This window comes from Bradyrhizobium elkanii WSM2783 (assembly GCF_000472865.1).
GTDB classification, from domain to species: domain Bacteria; phylum Pseudomonadota; class Alphaproteobacteria; order Rhizobiales; family Xanthobacteraceae; genus Bradyrhizobium; species Bradyrhizobium elkanii_A.
In genome coordinates, this window is the sequence record NZ_AXAP01000026.1 from 75,500 (window position 1) to 94,976 (window position 19,477).

Genomic DNA, 19,477 nt, shown 5'->3' on the forward strand with positions numbered 1-19,477 from the left:
GCGTGCGCACTGATATCGGGCGTAGCCCCGATTGGCAAGATTGACGCGGCCATTTGACCGCGTCTCAGCTCCCCCAGCGGGACAGAAATCCGCGCCAGCCGCCGGCCTGGGCCTTTGGCGGCCCGATCTGCTCGGAAAATTCGTCGCGGGTGCCGTCTTCCTCGATCCCGGGATCGTCGGGGGCGCGGACGATGGGAATTACCGCCGGAATCGGCGCCGGCGGCGTTTTGGGGATGTCCTGGCGGTCGCGGAACAATGGCGCCACCGCTTCGGGCGATGATTCGGCTGGGGCCGGCTGTGGAGCTGGCGGGGCGGATGCCGTCACCGACGGGGCGGGCGCTGGTTCCACCGGGGCCGGGGATGCGGCCGGCGGCGTGTTGTCCTGCGGGGCGGGCGGCGCTGCTTCAACCGGTTTTATGATGTCGACCGGCTTTTCGGCCACTCGCTCGAGCGGTTTCGCGGGCGGCGCGGGCGGGGCTTCCTTCGGCAGCTCGATCCGCTTCGAGGCCAGCATCGCTTCCTCGAACGGCGAGGATTCGATCGCCGGGCCCTTGTCGGACGGGAGCGCGGCGACCGGGGTCTGCCACTGGAAGGCATCGAGCCGGCCGGTGACCGGCGAGACCGGCCGCCAGCGGTCGCTGACATAGCCGTCCGCGGTCCAGGCCGGATCGTGCAGCGCGCGCACCGCGCGCAAGGTCCAGGCGCGGGCCCGGCCGCTGTCGCCATGCTCGGTGCGCTCGATCTCGGCCATCAACAGCGCCACGCGCTGGGTCGGTGCGGCGATGAACGGCGTCAGCGCCTCGCGTGCTTTGGCGAATTCGGCGGCGTCGATCGCCGCGCGCGCGATCGCGAGCGCGCCCTCGATATTATCAGGCGTCTTCGCCGCCAGCGTCTCGACCCGCACCAGCCGCTGCCGCGCGGAGTCCCCGAGCTTCACATGCGCATAGGCATCGGCGAGCTCGGGATGCGGCTGCGACAGCCACGCGGTCTCGACGATCTTCATCGCGCGCCGAACCTGATGCGCCTCGCTCTCATATTTGGCGGCAAGCGCCGCGGCCGGGATCAGCGTCGGCGCAAGCTTGATCGCCTCCATCACGCTCTCGCGCGACAAATCGCGGTCGACGGTCTCGAGCTCCAGCGCGCGTGCCGTGAGCAGCACGCCGCGCTGCCGCCGATAGGTCGCCTTGTCGATCAAGCCGGAGCTCTGGTTGTTGTCGAGGATCGAAAGCGCGCCGGCCCAGTCGCCCTTGGCGCAGCAGAAGCCGAGCACGGCCTGCGAGGCCCAAGGCGAGGACGGCGAAACCTTCAGCGCCTCTTCCGCGATCATGACCGCGGCAACCGCATCGTCCGAACGCTGCGCCTCGATGAACAGGCCGCGCAAGCCGAGCAGCCGCGTATCCTCGCGCTCGGCCATTGCACGGAACGCGCGCTGCGCCCCCTCGCGATCGCCATCGAGCTGCGCCGATTGCGCATGGAGGAGAAGCGTCAGCGGATCGCTGCCGGCGTGACGCCGCGCGGTTTCCGCATGGTGCCGCGCCGCCGTCGAATCGCCATGACCGATCGCGAGCAGCCCTTGAGTGATCGCATGACGGCCACGGGCATGACGGCGCTCGCGCCGGCCGCGCCGGATGCGGGCCGGCACCCGCCACAGCCAGGACAGGATCGACCAGACGATGACGGCCACGACCGCGACGATGCCGAGCCCCAGTGCGAACACGGGCAGCGTGGTTACCGCGCGCCCGCCGCCCCAGGACAGCACGACATCGCCGGGCTGGTCGGCGACCCAGGCCGCGCCGGCCGCGGCAAGCGCGATCAATACGAGAAACAGAATGATCCGGATCATGGAGAACCTACTGTCCGGCCTTCGCGAGCCCAGCCATGGCGTTGTCGGCAAACGTTCGCGAGGCCGCCAGCGCTGCGGCGCGCGCTTCGACTTTTTCGAGCCACGCTTGCGCCGCCGTGCGATCGGCGGGCGCCAGCGTCATCAGTTCGCGCTGCGCCTCGCCGAGATCGTTGCGCAGTGCGGCCTGGGTGATGCGCGCAACCACGCTGCCGCGATCGGTACCCGTCGCATCGGTGCGCTCGATGCGCACGAGCTTGGCCGCACCCGCTTGCAGGCGATCGACGATGCCGGTGCCGGTGGTGGCCGCGGCCGACGGCGGGGGCGGCGCAAGCCTTGGCACGATCTCGAGCAGCTCGCGGCAGAGCGCGCCGGCGCTCGGCACGCCGGAGGCCGCGAACGCATCGAGCGGCTTGAGCGCATCAGGGTTTTCCGCAAACTGCTTGGCGGCCTCAAGCGGCGCGGCATAGGCATCGCCGTGACGGACCGCGACATCGAGCAGCGATGCGGCAACCACGCGGCGCAGCGGCAGATCGTCAGCTAGCTTTGCATCGGCTGCGCCCACTTCCGCGATCTTGTTGCCTTGCTGGGCGAGCTCAGCCGTTTGCTTCCGTACCGCGCTCTCGATTCTTGAAATCCGATCGTTGACTGCTGACAGATCCGGCGTGGACGCGGACCCATCGCGTGGCATCGATTTCACCTGATCGATCGCCGTGGCCAGCTTGTCCGATTGCGCGCGTGATGCCGCAAGTTCGCCGCGCAGCGCATTCGCGGATTTCTCCAGCCCGTCGATCCGCGCGGCCAGTGCCTGATCGCTTGAAGCCTGCCTGCCGATCTTCGCTTCGACGCCTGCGACGCGCCCCGTAAGCTCGTCGATGGCGCCGGCGCTAAGCTGCGGCACAGGCGGCTGCGCCGGTTGTACCGCGGGCCAGCCGAGCAACCAGCCAACGCCGATCACCAGCGCGGCAGCGACAGCGCCCGAAACAGGCGCAATCACCCAGGGCGAGATCGGCCGAGGCGGAGGTTCGGCGGAGGAGGGTTCCGGATCCGGCGCGGCTGCAGCCGTCTCCATCGCAGGCTCGGGTTGCGGCGCCGCCTCGGCGGCGGCCGCTTCACCGCTCACATTTTCGCTATCCGCCTGAGCGCTATCCATGTTCACGGGATCCGTCTTGGGCGGTTCGCTCGACACCTCGGTCGCCTTGAGATCGATGGTTGGCGGCGCGCGCCGCGACCGGGCGGAGGAATCCGCCGTCGATTCGGTGTCTTCGGGCCTCTCATCGACCATGCAGCGGTTCCCTTGACTGTTGATACGCCGAAACCGGGAAAGCCAAGACTTTACCAGAACGAGACTTTACCAGAATAAGACTTACCAGAATCGGACCGTTCTCTTAAGCCAATCAGGGCCGCAAAGCACGCGTCAGGGCTTCGAACAGGGCATTTTCGTCTGGCGAGGCGGCGGTGACGACCTGGGTGGCTCCGGCCTCGAGCAGGACGGCGGCAACAGCAGCCGAAATGCAGCAATGCGGCAGCGCCAGGGCCGATATTTCGAGGCCTTCGGCCCGCGCCGCATCGAGAAATGCCCGCGCGCTGCGGCGGGAATAATGCAGCACGGCCTCGATACCACCAGCAATGAAAGCGTCACACACCGGACGCGGCAGTCCCGCCACCGGGCTCATCCGGTATGTCGTGCGGGTTATGACCGTAAAGCCGGCATCGCCCAGCTCGCCGGCGAGATCGCGCGAAAGATCGGCACCCGCGAGATAAAGCAAGGTTGCCGCCTTTTTCAGTTTCTTTGCTTTCCTGTGCGCCCGCACGAGCTCGTAGAGTGCGGTGGCATCCCCGTCGGCGCTTGCCACCTCGCCAAATCCGGCCTCGCGGGCCGCGGCGGCGGTATGCTCTCCGACCGCAAACAGCGGCAGGCGAAGCAGCGCATGGCCGGCGAGCTGGGGCGCAGCGGCGCGCAGCGCGTTGGCGCTGGTGACGATGACAGCGTCATAGTCCGCGGCATCGTCTTCCTGGAACGGCAGCACCTCGAACCGCAGCACCGGTGCGAGCAATACCTCAAAACCCAGGCTGCGCAGGCTATGGGCAGTGGCCTCACCATCTCCTTGCGGGCGCGTGACAAGAACGGCCATCTTCAGGCTTTCGGGAGCGACATTTGGGGCAGAACCGACGATTGCACGCTGTGACCTCACAATGCTACCGAGTGACGGAACGGAAGATAGCACGCGAAATAGCACAAGGACCGAACTTGGGTAGCGACACGCCGATGCTGGTGTTGGGAATAGAGACCACCTGCGATGAAACCGCAGCCGCTGTGGTCGAGCGCCAGAGCGACGGCAGCGGACGGATTCTGTCCAACATCGTGCGCTCGCAGACAGAAGAGCATGCGCGCTTCGGCGGCGTGGTGCCGGAGATCGCCGCGCGCGCCCATGTCGACCTGCTCGACGGTATCATCGATCGCGCCATGAAAGAGGCTGATGTCGGCTATGCGCAATTGTCCGCCGTCGCTGCTGCCGCAGGTCCTGGCCTGATCGGCGGCGTCATCGTCGGCCTCACCACGGCAAAGGCGATCGCGATGGTGCACGACACGCCGCTGATCGCGGTGAACCATCTGGAAGCGCATGCGCTGACGCCGCGGCTCACCTGTGCATTGGCGTTTCCTTATTGCCTGTTCCTGGCCTCCGGCGGCCACACCCAGATCGTCGCCGTGGTCGGCGTCGGCCAGTATGTGCGGCTCGGCACCACCGTCGATGACGCCATGGGCGAGGCCTTCGACAAGATCGCAAAGATGCTGTCGCTGCCCTATCCGGGCGGGCCGGAGGTGGAACGCGCGGCAGAAGGCGGCGACGCCTCGCGCTTTGCATTTCCGCGGCCAATGCTCGGCCGTCCCGACGCCAATTTCTCGCTGTCGGGCCTGAAGACCGCCGTGCGCAACGAGGCGAGCCGACTGGCGCCGCTGGAGCCGCAGGATGTCAGCGACCTCTGCGCCGGTTTTCAGGCCGCGGTGCTGGAATCGACCGCGGACCGGTTGAGCGTCGGTTTGAGATTGTTCCAGGAGCAATTCGGTCCGCCCCGTGCGCTGGTCGCGGCCGGCGGCGTCGCCGCCAATCACGCGATCCGCGGCGCGCTGCAGGATGTCGCCGCCAAGGCGCAGACGACGCTGATCATTCCGCCACCGGCGCTCTGCACCGACAATGGCGCGATGATCGCCTGGGCCGGCGCCGAGCGGATGGCGCTCGGCCTCACCGACACAATGGATGCGCCCCCGCGCGCCCGCTGGCTGCTCGACGCCAACGCCAGGGCGCCCGCGGGCTACGCCAACACCCGCGCGGGATTCTGAGATGTTTGAAGGATCACGCCGCAGGCGCCGTGCCACCTCGCCCCACTTGCGGGGAGAGGTCGGATTTGCGCATAGCGCAAATCCGGGTGAGGGGGAGCCTCCGCGCACACCTCACTTTGCGGATTCGCGGAGAGCTGCCCCTCACCCCAACCCTCTCCCCGCAAGAGCGGGGAGAGGGAGTTCAGATGAGTCTGCCTGATGCCGGCGCATCAATCCGTCGGTGTGATCGGCGCGGGCGCGTGGGGCACGGCGCTCGCGGCCGTCGCGGCGCGGGCCGGTCGCGATGTCGTGCTCTATGCGCGCGACGCGGCGCACGCTGCGCAGATCCAGGCGACGCGCACCAATCCAAGACTTCCCGGCGTGCCTCTCGAATCCAGCGTCAAGGTCACCGCCGACATTGCGGCGGCTGCCCGCACCGATCTCATCCTCGTCGTAACCCCCGCACAGCATTTGCGTGCGGCTGTCATGCATCTGGCGCCCCGACTTGTAGCGGCGACGCCCGTAATCGCCTGCGCCAAGGGCATCGAGCGCGGCACCCACAAGTTCATGACCGACGTGATTGCGGAGGCCGCACCCGATGCGACGCCGGCGATATTGTCGGGACCAAGCTTCGCCGACGATGTCGCGCGCGGGCTTCCAACAGCGGTGACGCTGGCGACGAGAGATGAATCCCTGGCGAGCGCGCTGGTGCAGGCGCTGGGGTCGCCGACCTTCCGGCCCTATCACACGACCGATGTCCGCGGCGTCGAAATCGGCGGTGCCGCCAAGAACGTGCTGGCGATCGCGGCCGGCATCGTGGCTGGCCGCGAGCTCGGCGCGTCAGCGCTTGCCGCACTGACCACGCGCGGCTTCAGCGAACTGGCGCGGCTCGGACGTGCGTGCGGCGCACGCGCCGAAACCTTGGTGGGACTGTCCGGCCTCGGGGACCTGATCCTGACCTGCTCCAGCCCGCAGTCGCGCAATTTCGCGCTCGGCATTGCGCTCGGCCGCGGGGAAGAGCCGCCAGCCGGCAAGCTTGCCGAAGGCATGTTCACTGCACCGGTGCTGATCGAGCTTGCGGCTTCGCAAAATATCGAGATGCCGGTATCAAATGCGGTCGCAGCGATCCTTACCAGGCAATTGACGATCGATGCTGCGATCGAGGGCCTGTTGACGCGGCCGTTCAAGGCGGAGGGATGACGATGGCGTACTGGCTGGTGAAATCCGAACCGTCGGTATGGTCCTGGGACCAGCAGGTCGCGAAGGGCGCCAAGGGTGAGGCCTGGACCGGCGTGCGCAACTTCACCGCGCGCCAGAATCTCGTGAACATGAAGAAGGGCGACAAGGCTTTCTTCTATCACTCCAACGAGGGCAAGGAGATCGTCGGCATCGCCGAGATCATCAAGGAGGCCTATCCCGACCCGACCGACAAGACCGGTAAATTCGTCTGCGTTGACATCAAGGCCGACAAGCCCTTGAAGACGCCGGTGACGATCGGAGCGATCAAAGCCGAGAACAAGCTCGCCGATATGGCGCTGGTCAAATATTCGCGCCTGTCGGTGCAGCCCGTGACCGCGGACGAGTGGAAGATCGTCTGCAAGATGGGCGGGCTCTGAAACCCTCTCCCCTTGTGGGAGAGGGTGCGGTCGCGAAGCGAGCGCGGGTGAGGGGTTCTCTCCGCAAACGCCTGTGTTCGTGGTGGGCAAACCCCTCATCCGTCGCGGACTTCGTCCGCGCCACCTTCTCCCACAAGGGGAGAAGGAAAAAAGATCAAACCGCCGCTGCGGTCACCACCTGCGCCAATAGCTGTTCTCGCTTGGCTTGCGTTCGATAGCCTTTCATGGTCGCGGCGAAACGCTCCAGGATGCCGTCCTCGAAGGCGGTGACGATGGTGTCGTGGACATAGCTCTTGCGGCAGATCGCGGGCGTATTGGAGAGCTCATCGGCGGCCGCGCGCACCGCTTCAAGCACCTGCTTCTTGCGGCCGCGGGCGCTGGAGGCCGGCGTGATCCGCGACAGCGATTCCAGCACGACCGCGGAGGCCATCAGCGTGCGAAAATCCTTCAGCGAAATCTTGATGCCGGCGATCTCGCGCAGGAACGCATTCACCGCCGTGGTCGACGCCGCACGCACGGTGCCGGACCTGTCGCGATACTGGAACATGCGCTTGCCCGGCACGCTCCGCAGGATGCCGATCGCGCGCACCAGCTTGGCCGCGTCGCATTCCTTGCGCACGGCCTTGCCGCCCTTGGCCTTGAAGGTCAGGACCACGCAGTCGTCCTCGAGCGTGACGTTCGACTTCAAGAGCGTGGTGGCGCCGCGGGTGCCGTTAAGCCGCGCATAGGATTCATTGCCCGGGCGTATCGCCGTGCGCGCGATCAGTTCGATCACCGCCGACAGCGCAAATTCGCGCGTCGGCTCATCGCCGGACAGATATTTCGAGACGTTGCGCCGGATCTTCGGCAGCGCCCCCACCAGCTTTGCCAGCCGATGCGCCTTGCGGTGCTCGCGGACCTTCTCCCAGTCGGCGTGATAGCGGTATTGCAGCCGTCCCGCGGCATCGCGGCCGATCGCCTGCAGATGCGAACTCGGATCGTGGGAGTAGCGGACCTCGCGATAGGCGGGCGGTACCGCCATCGCATGGAGGCGGCGGATGGTACGGGCGTCGCGGATGTGCGAGCCGTTGGCGCGAACAAATGAATAGATCTTGCCGCGCTTGACACGGCGGATGGTGAGCAGAGCCTGGTCGCCGAGCTTGAGGCCAAGTTCCGCAGCCAGTTCCTTCACCGAGCCCTTGACGGTGATCTTCTGCTTGGGAGTGGGCAGCTTGGTCGGCCATTGGCCCAGTGCTTTCGCCAGCGGCAGGATCGGATCGGCGGAAACGGGCCGCGTAGCCACAAAATTCTGCTGATCCATCATGACCGTTGACGCCTTGGCTCCACTGGTTTTCGGTAATGCCGATTTTTATGGCTTGGTTCCGGAGGCTGTTGGCCTCGGGAACGCCATTTAGGGGGTTACTCCGGCTTTTGCGAGTCGCGAATCAGTCATTAAGGGTGCCTAAATACCGTTCATGGGTGCCATTCGCGCGATAACGTTGATTTTGACCTCGCTCAAAACGTGATTTTGATCTGTTCGCTCAACTGCGGGCAACGAGTTCAATAAGGCTCCGGCACAAGAAGCCGACCAAGGTCCAAGACACCAGCGCTTGTCCGGGTATTGTCCGGCGACGCATAATCACCGTAACCATGAAGATGGCCCGCAACACCGGGATCACGCGGGCCGGATGTCGAGTGGAGGGGATAAATGTCCGAGAAGATCTATGACGTCTCAGCCGATTGGGCCAAACGCGCCTATGTCGACGACGCCAAGTACCAGGAGATGTATGCAGGCTCGGTTGCCGACCCCAACGGCTTCTGGGCTGTGCACGGCAAGCGCATCGACTGGATTAAGCCGTACACCAAGGTCGAGAACGTCTCCTTCGCGCCCGGCAACATCTCGATCAAATGGTTCGAGGACGGCGTGCTCAACGTCGCCTGGAACTGCATCGACCGCCATCTGGAGACCCGCGGCGACCAGACTGCGATCATCTGGGAGGGCGACGATCCCTCGAAGTCGAAGCACATCACCTATCGCGAGCTGCACGACGAAGTCTGCCGGATGGCCAACATCCTGCGCAATCGCAACGTCAGCAAGGGCGACCGCGTCACCATCTATTTGCCGATGATCCCCGAGGCCGCCTATGCGATGCTGGCCTGTGCGCGGATCGGCGCGATTCATTCGGTGGTGTTCGCGGGCTTCTCGCCCGACAGCCTCGCCCAGCGCATCAGCGACTGCAAATCCAAGATCGTCATCACCGCTGACGAGGGATTGCGCGGCGGCAGGAAAGTGCCGCTGAAGGCCAATGTCGACGCGGCGCTGGCCAAGACCGAGGGCGTCGACTGGGTCGTCGTGGTCAAGCACACCGGCGCTGCCGTCGACATGAATCCGACCCGCGACTTCTGGTACCACGAGGCGGCCGAGATGGTGACGACGGACTGCCCGTGCGAGCCGATGCACGCGGAAGATCCGCTGTTCATCCTCTATACGTCAGGCTCGACCGGCCAGCCCAAGGGTGTGCTGCACACCTCCGGCGGCTATCTCGTGTTCGCGTCGATGACGCATCAATATGTGTTCGACTATCACGACGGCGACATCTACTGGTGCACCGCCGACGTCGGCTGGGTCACCGGCCACACCTACATCCTCTACGGTCCGCTTGCCAACGGCGCGACCACGCTGATGTTCGAGGGCGTACCGAACTATCCCGACAATTCCCGCTTCTGGAACGTCATCGACAAGCACAAGGTCAACATCTTCTACACCGCGCCGACCGCGATCCGCGCGCTGATGCAGGGTGGCGACGAGCCCGTCAAGAAGACGTCGCGCAAGAGCCTGAAGCTGCTCGGCTCGGTCGGCGAGCCGATCAATCCGGAAGCCTGGGAATGGTACTACCGCGTGGTCGGCGACAGCCGCTGCCCGATCGTCGACACCTGGTGGCAGACCGAGACCGGCGGCATCCTGATCACCCCGCTGCCCGGCGCCACCAAGCTCAAGCCGGGCTCGGCGACGCGGCCATTCTTCGGCGTGGTGCCTGAGATCGTCGATGCCGAGGGCAAGGTGCTGGAGGGGGAGGCGACCGGCAATCTGTGCCTGATCCGTTCCTGGCCCGGCCAGATGCGCACCGTCTATGGCGACCACGCCCGTTTCGAGCAGACCTATTTCTCGACCTACAAGGGCAAGTATTTCACCGGCGACGGCTGCCGGCGCGACGCCGACGGCTTTTACTGGATCACCGGCCGCGTCGACGACGTCATCAACGTCTCCGGCCACCGCATGGGCACCGCCGAGGTCGAGAGCTCGCTGGTGGCGCATGCGGCGGTGTCGGAAGCCGCCGTGGTCGGCTATCCCCATGACATCAAGGGCCAGGGCATCTACGCCTATGTCACGCTGATGGCGGGCACCGAGCCGAGCGAGGAGTTGCGCAAAGAGCTGGTTGCCTGGGTGCGCAAGGACATCGGTCCGATCGCCTCGCCCGACTTGATCCAGTTCGCGCCGGGCCTGCCCAAGACCCGCTCCGGCAAGATCATGCGCCGCATCCTGCGCAAGATCGCCGAGGACGAACCGTCAAGCCTCGGCGACACCTCGACGCTGGCCGATCCCGCGGTGGTTGATGATCTCGTCAAGAACCGGCAGAACAAGAAGGGCGCCGCGGTTTAACACCGCGGCAGGGGGGAGTTCATGGGGTTGCACTTTGGTCGTCTTGCCGCCGCGGCGCTGATCGCCGCGGCCGGTCTCATGATCGGCATGCCGAGCGTGCGCGCGGCGAATCTCGACGATGCCTGCGGGGGGCCGGAGAAGATCACCTGCAACTCGGCACTGTTCTGTCGCAAGGAGGCCGGACAGTGCGGGGTCGCGGATGCCAAGGGCACCTGCGAAAAAGCTCCGGCTTTTTGCATCCGGATTCACCGGCCGGTTTGCGGTTGCAACGGCAAGACCTATCCGAACGAGTGCGAAGCGCGGCATGTCAAGGTCGCGGTCGATTATACCGGCCCTTGCAAGAAGGCACCGGGTGCCGCCGAGCCGAAGCCGGAGAAGTCGCCCACGACCAAGAAGAAAAAATCGAGCAAGTAGGCGCGATCGACATCTTCCAATCCTCACGCGATTGTCACGCGTCCGCAGCGGGAGCGGCACGTTTGCCGCCGCAGGTTGTGTTGTTTGCGGGTCATTTACTTTATTTGCAACTTTTCCGCTCTCCCGCCCGACGCGAACCGCCCCCCGCGCGACATAAGAAAACAGCCGGTTAACACACCCGGTCAAGAATGCCGGGTGCGAACGGCAGGCCGGAGCCTGACCGGCAGCGCGATATCTGAGGTCCCGCAAAGGGCGGCTGGATGTGGAGAGTTTCATGTCGATGAGGATCGCGGTGGCCATGGCTGCCACCTTTGGGCTGGGCGTATTTGCGCTGGGCGCATTGATGCCGACAGCCGCCGAAGCGCGGCCGGAAATGGTCGATATGCACGACGACCATTATTCTCCGGGCACGATCGTGGTGAGGACCGGCGAGCGGCGCCTCTATCTGGTTCTCGATTACGGTCACGCCATGCGTTATCCGGTCGGCGTCGGCAAGGCCGGCAAGCAGTGGGCAGGCACCACGCAGATCGACGGCAAATACCGCTATCCGGCCTGGTCGCCGCCCGCCGAAGTCAAGCGCGACAAGCCCCACATGCCCGACGTGATTCCCGGCGGCTCGCCGCGCAACCCGATGGGCGTTGCGGCGATGACGCTCGCCGGCGGCGAATATGCGATCCATGGCACCAACGTGCCGGGCTCGGTCGGCGGCTTCGTCTCCTATGGTTGCATCCGCATGCTGAACGATGACATCACCGACCTCTACTCCCGCGTCCCCGTCGGCGCCACCGTGGTCGTCACGCACTGATTTTCGTAGCCCGGGTGAAGCGCCAGCGTAACCCGGGACCGCTCGTAAACGCTGACGCAGATATCCCGGGTTGCGCGTTCCGCTCCACCCGGGCTACAGGGCTGAACTGATCGAAGCACGCGAATCGTTGCGCGGCTTTCTTCATTCCCAGAAGCGCCGGCTCCTCGCGCACCAGCCAAAGCGATGGCCGCCATTGTAGCTGCGCGCATGGCCTGCCGCGAGCAGTGCCGCCGAGACGTTATCCGTACGCCTGGTCGCGACGTTGGCGACGACGCGCCCCGGATATTTGTCGGGACCGATATTGTAGATCACCACGCCGCCCTGGCTGAGAAGATTGCGCAAGGCATCAGTCGCAGCCTCGGCCCTTTCCAATTCTTCCTGGCATGATGCCTTCAACTCCGGCGCATCGATGCCGCGCAAGCGGACATGGGTCATGAGATCGCGTCCCTGCTCCAGATGCACGCGCGCCTCGAACGTGTCGCCGTCGATCGTCCTGATGACATCGACAGTGCGGCGGACATCTGGAGTGCCGCCGCGCTGCCAGATCGCATCGGCATCCTGCACGCGGCTACTGCCCCAATGCGGAAGCTGCCAAGGCACCCATTGCCGGATTGGAAGCATGGTGCCGAGCGCAATACCGATCACGAACACCCATGGCAAAGCAGCCGAGAACCGACGGCCAAATGGAGCGCGGCGAAATGATCGCCGATATGGATTGATTCGCTCGTCGGGAGGCATCGCCCCACGCTAGGGCATGATCCAGAAAAGTGAAATCCGGATTTCCGAAGAGAAATCCGTCATTGCGAGCGCAGCGAAGCAATCCACGCCTCCGCTTGCATCCGCGGCCAGCATGGATTGCTTCGCTGCGCTCGCAATGACGGATAGAGAGCGTGCGGCCGTGTCAGAAATCCGACGCGATGCCCTTGCTCTCCCAATCGCCGTAGCGTGTCGGTTCCGGTCCCTTTGGTCCCTGAACCTCCTTCTGCATCGGCGTCGCGTTTGCCGCCGCGGCCTTCCGTCGCGCTTCGGCTTCGGCAAGCGCGCGCTGCGCGGCTGGCGTCAGCGGCTTGCGTTCCGGCGGTGATCCATTGTCGGCCATGCTACGATTTTCCTGCAATTTTCCTGCAACAGATTTTTATATCGCGGATGACCACAAACCTTTGGCATCACGATCAAGAAATCGGAAGACCGATTCTTAGATTTGGCTTATTCGCATGCCAGAGCTGTGGCCTCTTCCCCATGATGGCATGAGCCGAGGCGCTATCCGCTTTCCCTGACTGAGATATTTCCGCTCCATGCCCCCTTCAAGATTTGCAGCGTCGATCGAAGTGCCCGGCCTTGCGGCGCGACGGATCGCAGCCGACATTCTGGACGGCGTCCTGCACAAGCATCGCACGCTCGATGACCAGCTCGATGGCACTGGCGCCCATCCCGGCCTCAAGACGCTTGCCGATCGCGACCGCGCGCTGATGCGCCGATTGGTGTCGACGATCCTGCGCCGGCTCGGAACCCTCGGCCATCTGCTGTCGCGCCTGCTCGATCGCGGCATCCCGACCGATGCGCCGCGTGCGCAGAGCGCGCTTTTGATCGGCGCCGCGCAGATCCTCTGGATGGACGTGCCCGATCATGCCGCGGTCGATCTGTCGGTGCGACTCGTGCAATCGGACCGGCGTGCCGCCAAATATGCAGGCCTCGTCAATGCCGTGCTGCGCCGCTGCGCCCGCGAGGGCCATGCGCTGGTCGACGAGGTCAGGACCCAGACGCTGGATCTCCCGCACTGGTTGTTTGCGCGCTGGGCCGCCCATTACGGCGAAGCCACCGCGCGCGACATGGCGCTTGCCATCGCCAATGAGCCCTCGCTCGACCTCACGGTGAAATCCGACCCCGCGCAATGGGCGAGCCGGCTGCACGGCGAGATGCTGCCGACGGGAACCGTGCGCACGCTGTTGCACGGCTCGGTGACCATGCTGCCGGGCTTTCCGGAAGGGCAATGGTGGGTGCAGGACGCCGCCGCGGCACTTCCGGCGCGGCTGTTCGGCGACATCAAAGGCAAGCGAATCGCCGATCTCTGCGCCGCGCCCGGCGGCAAGACGGCGCAGCTCGCCTATGCCGGCGCACAGGTGACTGCCGTCGATCGCTCGCCGGCGCGGATGGCACGGCTGCGCGACAACCTTGCGCGACTTTCGCTTTCGGCGGAATGCATCGTCGCCGACGCCGTCGAGTGGCCGGGCGGTGGTGACGGCTTCGACGGCATCCTGCTCGACGCGCCCTGCACCTCGACCGGCACTATCCGCCGCCACCCCGATGTGGCCTGGCTGCGGCAGGAGGCCGAGATCGCGACGCTGGCCGCCCTGCAGAAACGGCTGCTGCAAAAGGCGGTCACGCTGCTCAAGTCAGGCGGAACACTGGTCTATTGCACCTGTTCGCTGGAGCCGGAGGAGGGCGAGCAACCCATTGCGGCGCTCCTGGGCAGCGAATCAGGGCTGCGCCGCGCGCCGATCACCCCAAGCGAGGTCGCCGGCCTCTCCGAGCTCCTCACCGCCGACGGCGACTTGCGCACACTGCCCTGCCATCTGCCCCATGCCGATGCGAGGCTCGGCGGATTGGACGGATTCTACGCCGCGCGACTGGTTAAATCCTGATTTCATTCAGCTTTCACCGTCGCTGGAGCCCGATCTTCGCGCCAATGGTTTGCGGTTGGCGTGAGGAAAACCGGCGCCTCCTCGTCCGGATCGCGCTGCGCCTGATTCGCGCCGTTTCAAGATGGTGTCTTGGCGGCGTTTCCGGATTAAAAGGATTCGCCAGAATCCCTTCTCCCTTCAAAGGTTAGGCGTGTCCGTCGCCCAACGCAGACGCATCTCGACGCTGATCGCTGGCCGCTTCGCGCGCAGCGTGGCCGCGCGCGCCAGCGGCGGAACCGTCGCGCTCTCGCGATTGTGGCCCGGCCGCAGCGACCGCCTGATCATCGCCCCGCATGACCTGCGTACGGCGGATGCCACCCGCGCCGCGGAAATCTATGCCGGCCGCTTCGTGTTCGCCGGCAAGATCGTGACCTGCCACGGCCGTTCGATCTTCGACCTCGAACCGCCCTCGGAGGATTGGGAGGCGGCCCTGCTCGGCTTCGGCTGGCTGCGCCATCTGCGCGTCGCCGATACCGCGCTGACCCGGGCCAATGCGCGCTCCCTGATCGACGACTGGATGTCGAACGCGTCGCGCAAGCGGCCGCTGGAGCGGCGCGCCGACGTGCGGGCGCGCCGTGTCATCTCGCTGTTGTCGCAGGCGCCGCTGGTGCTCAGCGATACCGACGGCAAATTCTACCGGAAATATCTGCGCGGGCTGGGACGCGAGATCCGCCATTTGCGCTACGGCATGGTCGATGCCGCCGATGGCGTGCCGCGGCTGCAGGTCCTGATCGCGCTGTGCTACGCTTCGCTCTGCCTTGCCAACCAGGCCCGCCACGTCCGCTCGGCGACGCGACGTCTGTCCGACGAATTGCAACGGCAGATCCTGCCCGATGGCGGCCACATCTCGCGCAATCCCGGCGCGCTGGTGGAACTGCTCAGCGATATGCTGCCGCTGCGCCAGACCTTCGCCGCTCGCAACATCGCCCCGCCGCCGGCGCTGCTCAACGCCATCGACCGCATGATGCCGATGCTGCGCTTCTTCCGCCATGGCGATGGCAGCTTCGCGCTGTTCAACGGCATGAGCACCGCGCCGTCCGACCTCGTCGCGACACTCTTGGCCTATGACGACGCCCACGGCGCACCGATGGCGAGCATGCCGCATACCGGCTATCAGCGGCTCGACGCCGGCAACATGACCGTGATCATCGACACCGGCCCGCCGCCGCCGCCCAGCATCAGCCAGGATGCCCATGCCGGATGTCTGTCGTTCGAGCTTTCATCCGGACCGAGCCGGATCGTCGTCAATTGCGGCATGCCTGCCACCGGTCGCGACAATTGGCGGCCGTTCGCGCGCTCGACGGCGGCGCATTCGACACTGACCTATCACGACACCTCATCCTGCCAGTTCGTCGAGATGTCGGCGATGAAGCGCCTGCTCAAGGGCGCGCCGATCACCAGCGGCCCGAGCAATGTCGAGAGCTATCGCGAGGCAACCGGCAATGGCGATGTCCTGACGACCTCGCATGACGGCTATCTCTCGCGCTTCGGCGTCATCCACCACCGCGTGCTGATGGCGGCGCAGGACGGCTCGCGGCTCGACGGCGAGGACACGCTGTCGCCGCCATCGGGCGGCCGCATCAAGGGCCACGACAGCGAATACGCCCTGCGGTTTCATCTGCACCCGTCGGTGAAGGCGAGCCGGCTTTCGGATGCCCGCGGCGTCATGCTGGTCTTGCCGAACCGCGACGTCTGGACCTTCGAGGCGGTCGACGACAAGGTCGATCTCGAGGACAGCGTGTTCCTCGCCGGCAATGACGGCCCCCGCCGCACCTCTCAGATCGTGATCCGGCAGGATGCAAGGCAGGTCTCCACCATCCGCTGGAGTTTCGTCCGCTCGAGCACTTCGGCGTCGGTCACCAATGCACGCCGCAATGCACGACGGGAGCCGGAACTTCCGCTGTAGACCGACTCCGTCCAGACCTATTGGGCCGTTGTGAAGATCGTCGAAAGCTGCTAACGAGCACTCGCTCGCGCGACTGGCGACCTTGGATGGAGCACCATCGGGAAGCGCGGGATATATCTGCCGCGCGCCTGGGCATAGGTACTCCCTAGCAGAGGATCTTGCCCATGACTGACACGACCCGCCGCGTCACCCGCGCCCTCCTTTCCGTTTCCGACAAGACCGGCCTAATCGAGTTCGCTCGCGCGCTCGCTGCCCATGGCGTCGAGCTCGTCTCCACCGGCGGCACCGCGAAAGCGATTGCCGGCGCCGGCCTCAAGGTGAAAGACGTTTCCGACCTCACCGGCTTCCCCGAAATGATGGACGGCCGGGTGAAGACCCTGCATCCCAAGGTGCATGGCGGCCTGCTCGCGATCCGCGACAACAAGGAGCATGCGGCGGCCATGCAGGCCCACGGCATCGCGCCGATCGATCTGCTCGTCGTCAATCTCTATCCGTTCGAGGCCACCGTCGAGAAGGGCGCCGATTTCGAAGAGTGCATCGAGAATATCGATATCGGCGGACCCGCGATGATCCGCGCCGCGGCGAAGAATCATGACGACGTCGCCGTGATCGTCGAAGCGCAGGACTACCAGGCGGTGCTCGACGAGCTCGCAGCCAACAAGGGCGCGACCACGCTTGCGCTTCGCCGCCGCCTCGCCGCGAAGGCCTATGCCCGCACCGCGGCCTATGACGCCGCGATCTCGAACTGGTTCGCGAAGGAGCTCAACACCGAGGCGCCGGATTTCCGCGCCTTCGGCGGCAAGCTGATCCAGAAGCTGCGCTATGGCGAGAACCCGCACCAGAGCGCGGCGTTCTACGCGACGCCTGAGAAACGCCCCGGCGTCGCCACCGCGCGGCAAGTGCAGGGCAAGGAGCTGTCCTACAACAACATCAACGACACCGATGCGGCCTATGAATGCATCGGCGAGTTCGACGCCAAGCGCACCGCTGCCTGCGTCATCGTCAAGCACGCCAATCCCTGCGGCGTCGCCGAGGGCACCGATCTCGTCAGCGCCTATCGCAAGGCGCTCGCCTGCGATTCGACTTCTGCTTTTGGTGGCATCGTCGCCGTCAACCGCACGCTCGATGCGGACGCCGCGCGCGCGATCACCGAGATCTTCACCGAAGTCATCATCGCGCCTGACGCGACCGATGAAGCGATCAAGATCGTCGCGGCGAAGAAGAATCTCCGTCTTCTGCTCGCCGGCGGCCTGCCCGATCCGCGAAGCGTCGGCCTCACCGCCAAGACCGTCGCCGGCGGGCTTTTGGTGCAGAGCCGCGACAATGCGGTGATCGATGACATGGCGCTGAAAGTCGTGACCAAGCGCGCGCCGTCGGATGCCGAGCTGCGCGATCTCCAATTCGCCTTCCGCGTTGCAAAGCACGTGAAGTCGAACACCATCATCTACGCCAAGGACCTCGCTACCGTCGGCATCGGCGCCGGCCAGATGAGCCGGGTCGATTCGGCCCGCATCGCCGCGCGCAAGGCGCAGGACGCCGCCGCCGAGTTGAAGCTCGCCGAGCCGTTGACCAGGGGCTCGGTCGTCGCCTCGGATGCGTTCTTCCCGTTTGCCGACGGCATGCTCGCCTGCATCGAGGCCGGCGCCACCGCGGTGATCCAGCCCGGCGGCTCCATGCGCGACGACGAAGTGATCAAGGCCGCCGACGAGCACGGCATCGCCATGGTCTTCACCGGCGTGCGGCATTTCCGGCATTGAGCCGATACGCGTAGCCCGAATTACGCTGCGCTCCATCAGCACTCCACGCTGTCGTCCCGGCTCAAGACCGGGACGACAGCGGAGTTAATCCCGCACCCGCAATATCAGTGTCAGCCCCCCGAGAAAGAACAGCACCAGCACCGCCATGCCGGCCTTCTGGCTCGCGGTTGCTGCGGTGATGGCGCCGATCAGGAGCGGGCCCATGAACGACGTCACCTTGCCCGTCAACGCGAACAATCCGAAATACTGCGCGATTCGATCCCTCGGCGCGAGCTGGATGAGAAGCGTGCGCGAAGCCGCCTGCAACGGCCCGCCGGCGGCGCCGATCAGACAGCCAAGCACGAGATAGGCGCGCTCGGCCGCGCCAGCGAACAGCGCACCGCCCGGCTCGGGCGGCGCAACCGGCACGAACAGGATCGAATCCTTGTCGACCAAAAGAATCGCTGCGATCGAGAACAAGAGGATGACTAGGCTGCCCACGATCACGCGCTTCGGCCCCAGGAGATCATCGAGCTTGCCGCCTAGCCAGGCGCCGAACACGCCGGCGATTGCGAGGATGATGCCGAACGTACCGATCTGGATCGTGCGCCAGCCGAAGGTCCCGGCGGCGTAGATGCCGCCGAACGCGAACAGCGATACCAGCCCGTCAGCATAAATCATGTTGGCGAGCAGGAACGTCGCCACCGATTTCCGCCTCGGCAATTCGCCGATCGTTTGCCTCAGTTCGCGCAAGCCCTCGCGCAGCGCCTGCCGCACCGGCCGCTTCGCCGGATAGTCCGGCGTGAACAGAAACAGCGGCGTCACGAACAGGATGAACCACAGCCCCGTCAACGGCCCGGTGATGCGATCGCCCGCATGCGTGCCGGGATCGAGCCCGAACAGCGGCTTGAAACCGAACAGCGTGCGCCCGCTGTCGGGGCTCGCCGCGAGGAAGCCGAGCACCAAAAACAGGCTAAGCACGCCGCCGACATAGCCGGTGGCCCAGCCCGTTCCTGACAGCCGCCCGATCCGGTTCGGCGGCACCAAGGTGGGCATCATCGCATTGTTGAAGACGGTGGCGAATTCCGCGCCGACAGAGGCGAGCGCATAGGCGAACAGAAGCGGCGGGATGATACTGGCATCGCCGGGCCGGCCGATCCACATCAGTGAGGAACCGAGCACGAGCAGCGCGCCGAAGCCCGCGATCCACGGCTTGCGTCGGCCGCTGGCGTCCGCGATGGCGCCGAGCACCGGCGACATCAGCGCGATCGCAAGTCCCGCTGCCGCGGTGGCAAAGCCCCACATCGCCTGTCCGCTCGCCGGATCGGGCGCGACGAAACCTGCAAAATAGGGCGCGAAGACGAACGTCGTGATCAGCGTGAAATAAGGCTGCGCGGCCCAGTCGAAAAAGATCCAGCTCACGACGGCGGCACGGCCTGGATATCCCTTCGGCAACTCCGCGTTGCCTGCCTCGCTGATTGCCATGTCCATGCGAAAATCGTCCTGCCCCAATCACG

General features: G+C 65.6%; 16 protein-coding genes and 1 riboswitch. Of the genes, 9 read left to right on the plus strand and 7 right to left on the minus strand.

The genetic code is table 11. The features are described from left to right. Nucleotides 1–64 precede the first annotated feature (64 nt). The 3 genes from YY7_RS0122455 to YY7_RS0122465 all read right to left on the minus strand — a co-directional run bounded on the left by YY7_RS0122455 (nt 65) and on the right by YY7_RS0122465 (nt 3,975). A complete protein-coding gene (locus tag YY7_RS0122455) occupies nt 65–1,843 on the minus strand; it encodes a heme biosynthesis protein HemY (protein ID WP_028165203.1) in 1,779 nt (592 codons plus the stop codon). Nucleotides 1,844–1,850: 7 nt separating this feature from the next. After that, a complete protein-coding gene (locus YY7_RS0122460; RefSeq protein WP_028165204.1) occupies nt 1,851–3,125 on the minus strand; it encodes a COG4223 family protein in 1,275 nt (424 codons plus the stop codon). A gap of 112 nt (nt 3,126–3,237) precedes the next feature. Beyond that, on the minus strand, nt 3,238–3,975 hold the full coding sequence (locus YY7_RS0122465; protein ID WP_028165205.1) for a uroporphyrinogen-III synthase: 738 nt from the start codon (nt 3,973–3,975) through the stop codon (nt 3,238–3,240). A 134-nt stretch (nt 3,976–4,109) separates the two neighbouring features. Between YY7_RS0122465 and tsaD the strand changes: the two genes are divergently transcribed. The 3 genes from tsaD (at nt 4,110) to YY7_RS0122480 (ending at nt 6,778) form a co-directional block, all read left to right on the plus strand. Continuing rightward, complete coding sequence (tsaD, locus tag YY7_RS0122470) at nt 4,110–5,183, plus strand: tRNA (adenosine(37)-N6)-threonylcarbamoyltransferase complex transferase subunit TsaD (RefSeq protein ID WP_028165206.1); 1,074 nt, start codon at nt 4,110–4,112, stop codon at nt 5,181–5,183. 198 nt (nt 5,184–5,381) lie between these two features. Then, complete coding sequence (locus YY7_RS0122475) at nt 5,382–6,362, plus strand: NAD(P)H-dependent glycerol-3-phosphate dehydrogenase (protein ID WP_028165207.1); 981 nt, start codon at nt 5,382–5,384, stop codon at nt 6,360–6,362. A 2-nt stretch (nt 6,363–6,364) separates the two neighbouring features. After that, nucleotides 6,365–6,778, plus strand: a complete 414-nt coding sequence (locus tag YY7_RS0122480; RefSeq protein WP_028165208.1) for an EVE domain-containing protein — start codon at nt 6,365–6,367, stop codon at nt 6,776–6,778. 154 nt (nt 6,779–6,932) lie between these two features. On the opposite strand, the gene YY7_RS0122485 is transcribed toward YY7_RS0122480, so the two are convergent. After that, the gene (locus YY7_RS0122485) at nt 6,933–8,081 is read right to left on the minus strand and encodes a DNA topoisomerase IB (RefSeq protein WP_028165209.1); all 1,149 of its coding nucleotides are present in this window, start codon (nt 8,079–8,081) and stop codon (nt 6,933–6,935) included. A gap of 384 nt (nt 8,082–8,465) precedes the next feature. Between YY7_RS0122485 and acs the strand changes: the two genes are divergently transcribed. The 3 genes from acs (at nt 8,466) to YY7_RS0122500 (ending at nt 11,637) form a co-directional block, all read left to right on the plus strand. Then, complete coding sequence (gene acs, locus YY7_RS0122490) at nt 8,466–10,418, plus strand: acetate--CoA ligase (protein ID WP_028165210.1); 1,953 nt, start codon at nt 8,466–8,468, stop codon at nt 10,416–10,418. A 21-nt stretch (nt 10,419–10,439) separates the two neighbouring features. Next, nucleotides 10,440–10,832, plus strand: coding sequence for a Kazal-type serine protease inhibitor family protein (locus tag YY7_RS52415; protein WP_051396839.1), 393 nt, complete (start codon nt 10,440–10,442; stop codon nt 10,830–10,832). A 274-nt stretch (nt 10,833–11,106) separates the two neighbouring features. Next, a complete protein-coding gene (locus YY7_RS0122500) occupies nt 11,107–11,637 on the plus strand; it encodes a L,D-transpeptidase (RefSeq protein WP_028165211.1) in 531 nt (176 codons plus the stop codon). 141 nt (nt 11,638–11,778) lie between these two features. On the opposite strand, the gene YY7_RS0122505 is transcribed toward YY7_RS0122500, so the two are convergent. Together YY7_RS0122505 and YY7_RS0122515 are read right to left on the minus strand one after the other, a co-directional pair. Further along, nucleotides 11,779–12,288: a thermonuclease family protein gene (locus tag YY7_RS0122505; RefSeq protein ID WP_035690561.1), complete on the minus strand. Its 510-nt coding sequence runs from the start codon at nt 12,286–12,288 to the stop codon at nt 11,779–11,781. 250 nt (nt 12,289–12,538) lie between these two features. Beyond that, on the minus strand, nt 12,539–12,736 hold the full coding sequence (locus YY7_RS0122515) for a DUF1674 domain-containing protein (protein WP_028165213.1): 198 nt from the start codon (nt 12,734–12,736) through the stop codon (nt 12,539–12,541). Nucleotides 12,737–12,932: 196 nt separating this feature from the next. Here YY7_RS0122515 and YY7_RS0122520 point away from each other — a divergent pair, with 196 nt between their 5' ends. The 3 genes from YY7_RS0122520 to purH all read left to right on the plus strand — a co-directional run bounded on the left by YY7_RS0122520 (nt 12,933) and on the right by purH (nt 17,981). Further along, nucleotides 12,933–14,279 carry an RsmB/NOP family class I SAM-dependent RNA methyltransferase gene (locus tag YY7_RS0122520; protein WP_028165214.1) on the plus strand — a complete coding sequence of 449 codons (1,347 nt, stop codon included), beginning with the start codon at nt 12,933–12,935 and terminating at the stop codon, nt 14,277–14,279. A gap of 190 nt (nt 14,280–14,469) precedes the next feature. Next, nucleotides 14,470–16,224, plus strand: a complete 1,755-nt coding sequence (locus YY7_RS0122525; protein ID WP_155255274.1) for a heparinase II/III family protein — start codon at nt 14,470–14,472, stop codon at nt 16,222–16,224. A gap of 59 nt (nt 16,225–16,283) precedes the next feature. Further along, a riboswitch (ZMP/ZTP riboswitch) is annotated at nt 16,284–16,365 on the plus strand. A gap of 23 nt (nt 16,366–16,388) precedes the next feature. Continuing rightward, nucleotides 16,389–17,981 carry a bifunctional phosphoribosylaminoimidazolecarboxamide formyltransferase/IMP cyclohydrolase gene (gene purH / locus YY7_RS0122530; protein ID WP_028165216.1) on the plus strand — a complete coding sequence of 531 codons (1,593 nt, stop codon included), beginning with the start codon at nt 16,389–16,391 and terminating at the stop codon, nt 17,979–17,981. Between the two features lie 84 nt (nt 17,982–18,065). Here purH and YY7_RS0122535 read toward each other — a convergent pair whose 3' ends face one another. Continuing rightward, entirely contained in the window at nt 18,066–19,451 is a 1,386-nt protein-coding gene (locus tag YY7_RS0122535; RefSeq protein WP_028165217.1) for an MFS transporter, read from the minus strand. Between the last annotated feature and the right edge of the window lie 26 nt (nt 19,452–19,477).

Bases quoted from the DNA above. Each gene is read 5' to 3' on its own strand.
- YY7_RS0122465 (WP_028165205.1), bottom strand. From the start codon at position 3,975: ATGGCCGTTCTTGTCACGCGCCCGCAAGGAGATGGTGAGGCCACTGCC.
- purH (WP_028165216.1), top strand. From the start codon at position 16,389: ATGACTGACACGACCCGCCGCGTCACCCGCGCCCTCCTTTCCGTTTCC.
- YY7_RS0122515 (WP_028165213.1), bottom strand. From the start codon at position 12,736: ATGGCCGACAATGGATCACCGCCGGAACGCAAGCCGCTGACGCCAGCC.
- YY7_RS0122460 (WP_028165204.1), bottom strand. From the start codon at position 3,125: ATGGTCGATGAGAGGCCCGAAGACACCGAATCGACGGCGGATTCCTCC.
- YY7_RS0122455 (WP_028165203.1), bottom strand. From the start codon at position 1,843: ATGATCCGGATCATTCTGTTTCTCGTATTGATCGCGCTTGCCGCGGCC.
- acs (WP_028165210.1), top strand. From the start codon at position 8,466: ATGTCCGAGAAGATCTATGACGTCTCAGCCGATTGGGCCAAACGCGCC.
- YY7_RS0122535 (WP_028165217.1), bottom strand. From the start codon at position 19,451: ATGGACATGGCAATCAGCGAGGCAGGCAACGCGGAGTTGCCGAAGGGA.
- YY7_RS0122485 (WP_028165209.1), bottom strand. From the start codon at position 8,081: ATGATGGATCAGCAGAATTTTGTGGCTACGCGGCCCGTTTCCGCCGAT.
- YY7_RS0122520 (WP_028165214.1), top strand. From the start codon at position 12,933: ATGCCCCCTTCAAGATTTGCAGCGTCGATCGAAGTGCCCGGCCTTGCG.
- tsaD (WP_028165206.1), top strand. From the start codon at position 4,110: ATGCTGGTGTTGGGAATAGAGACCACCTGCGATGAAACCGCAGCCGCT.
- YY7_RS52415 (WP_051396839.1), top strand. From the start codon at position 10,440: ATGGGGTTGCACTTTGGTCGTCTTGCCGCCGCGGCGCTGATCGCCGCG.
- YY7_RS0122475 (WP_028165207.1), top strand. From the start codon at position 5,382: ATGCCGGCGCATCAATCCGTCGGTGTGATCGGCGCGGGCGCGTGGGGC.
- YY7_RS0122500 (WP_028165211.1), top strand. From the start codon at position 11,107: ATGTCGATGAGGATCGCGGTGGCCATGGCTGCCACCTTTGGGCTGGGC.
- YY7_RS0122480 (WP_028165208.1), top strand. From the start codon at position 6,365: ATGGCGTACTGGCTGGTGAAATCCGAACCGTCGGTATGGTCCTGGGAC.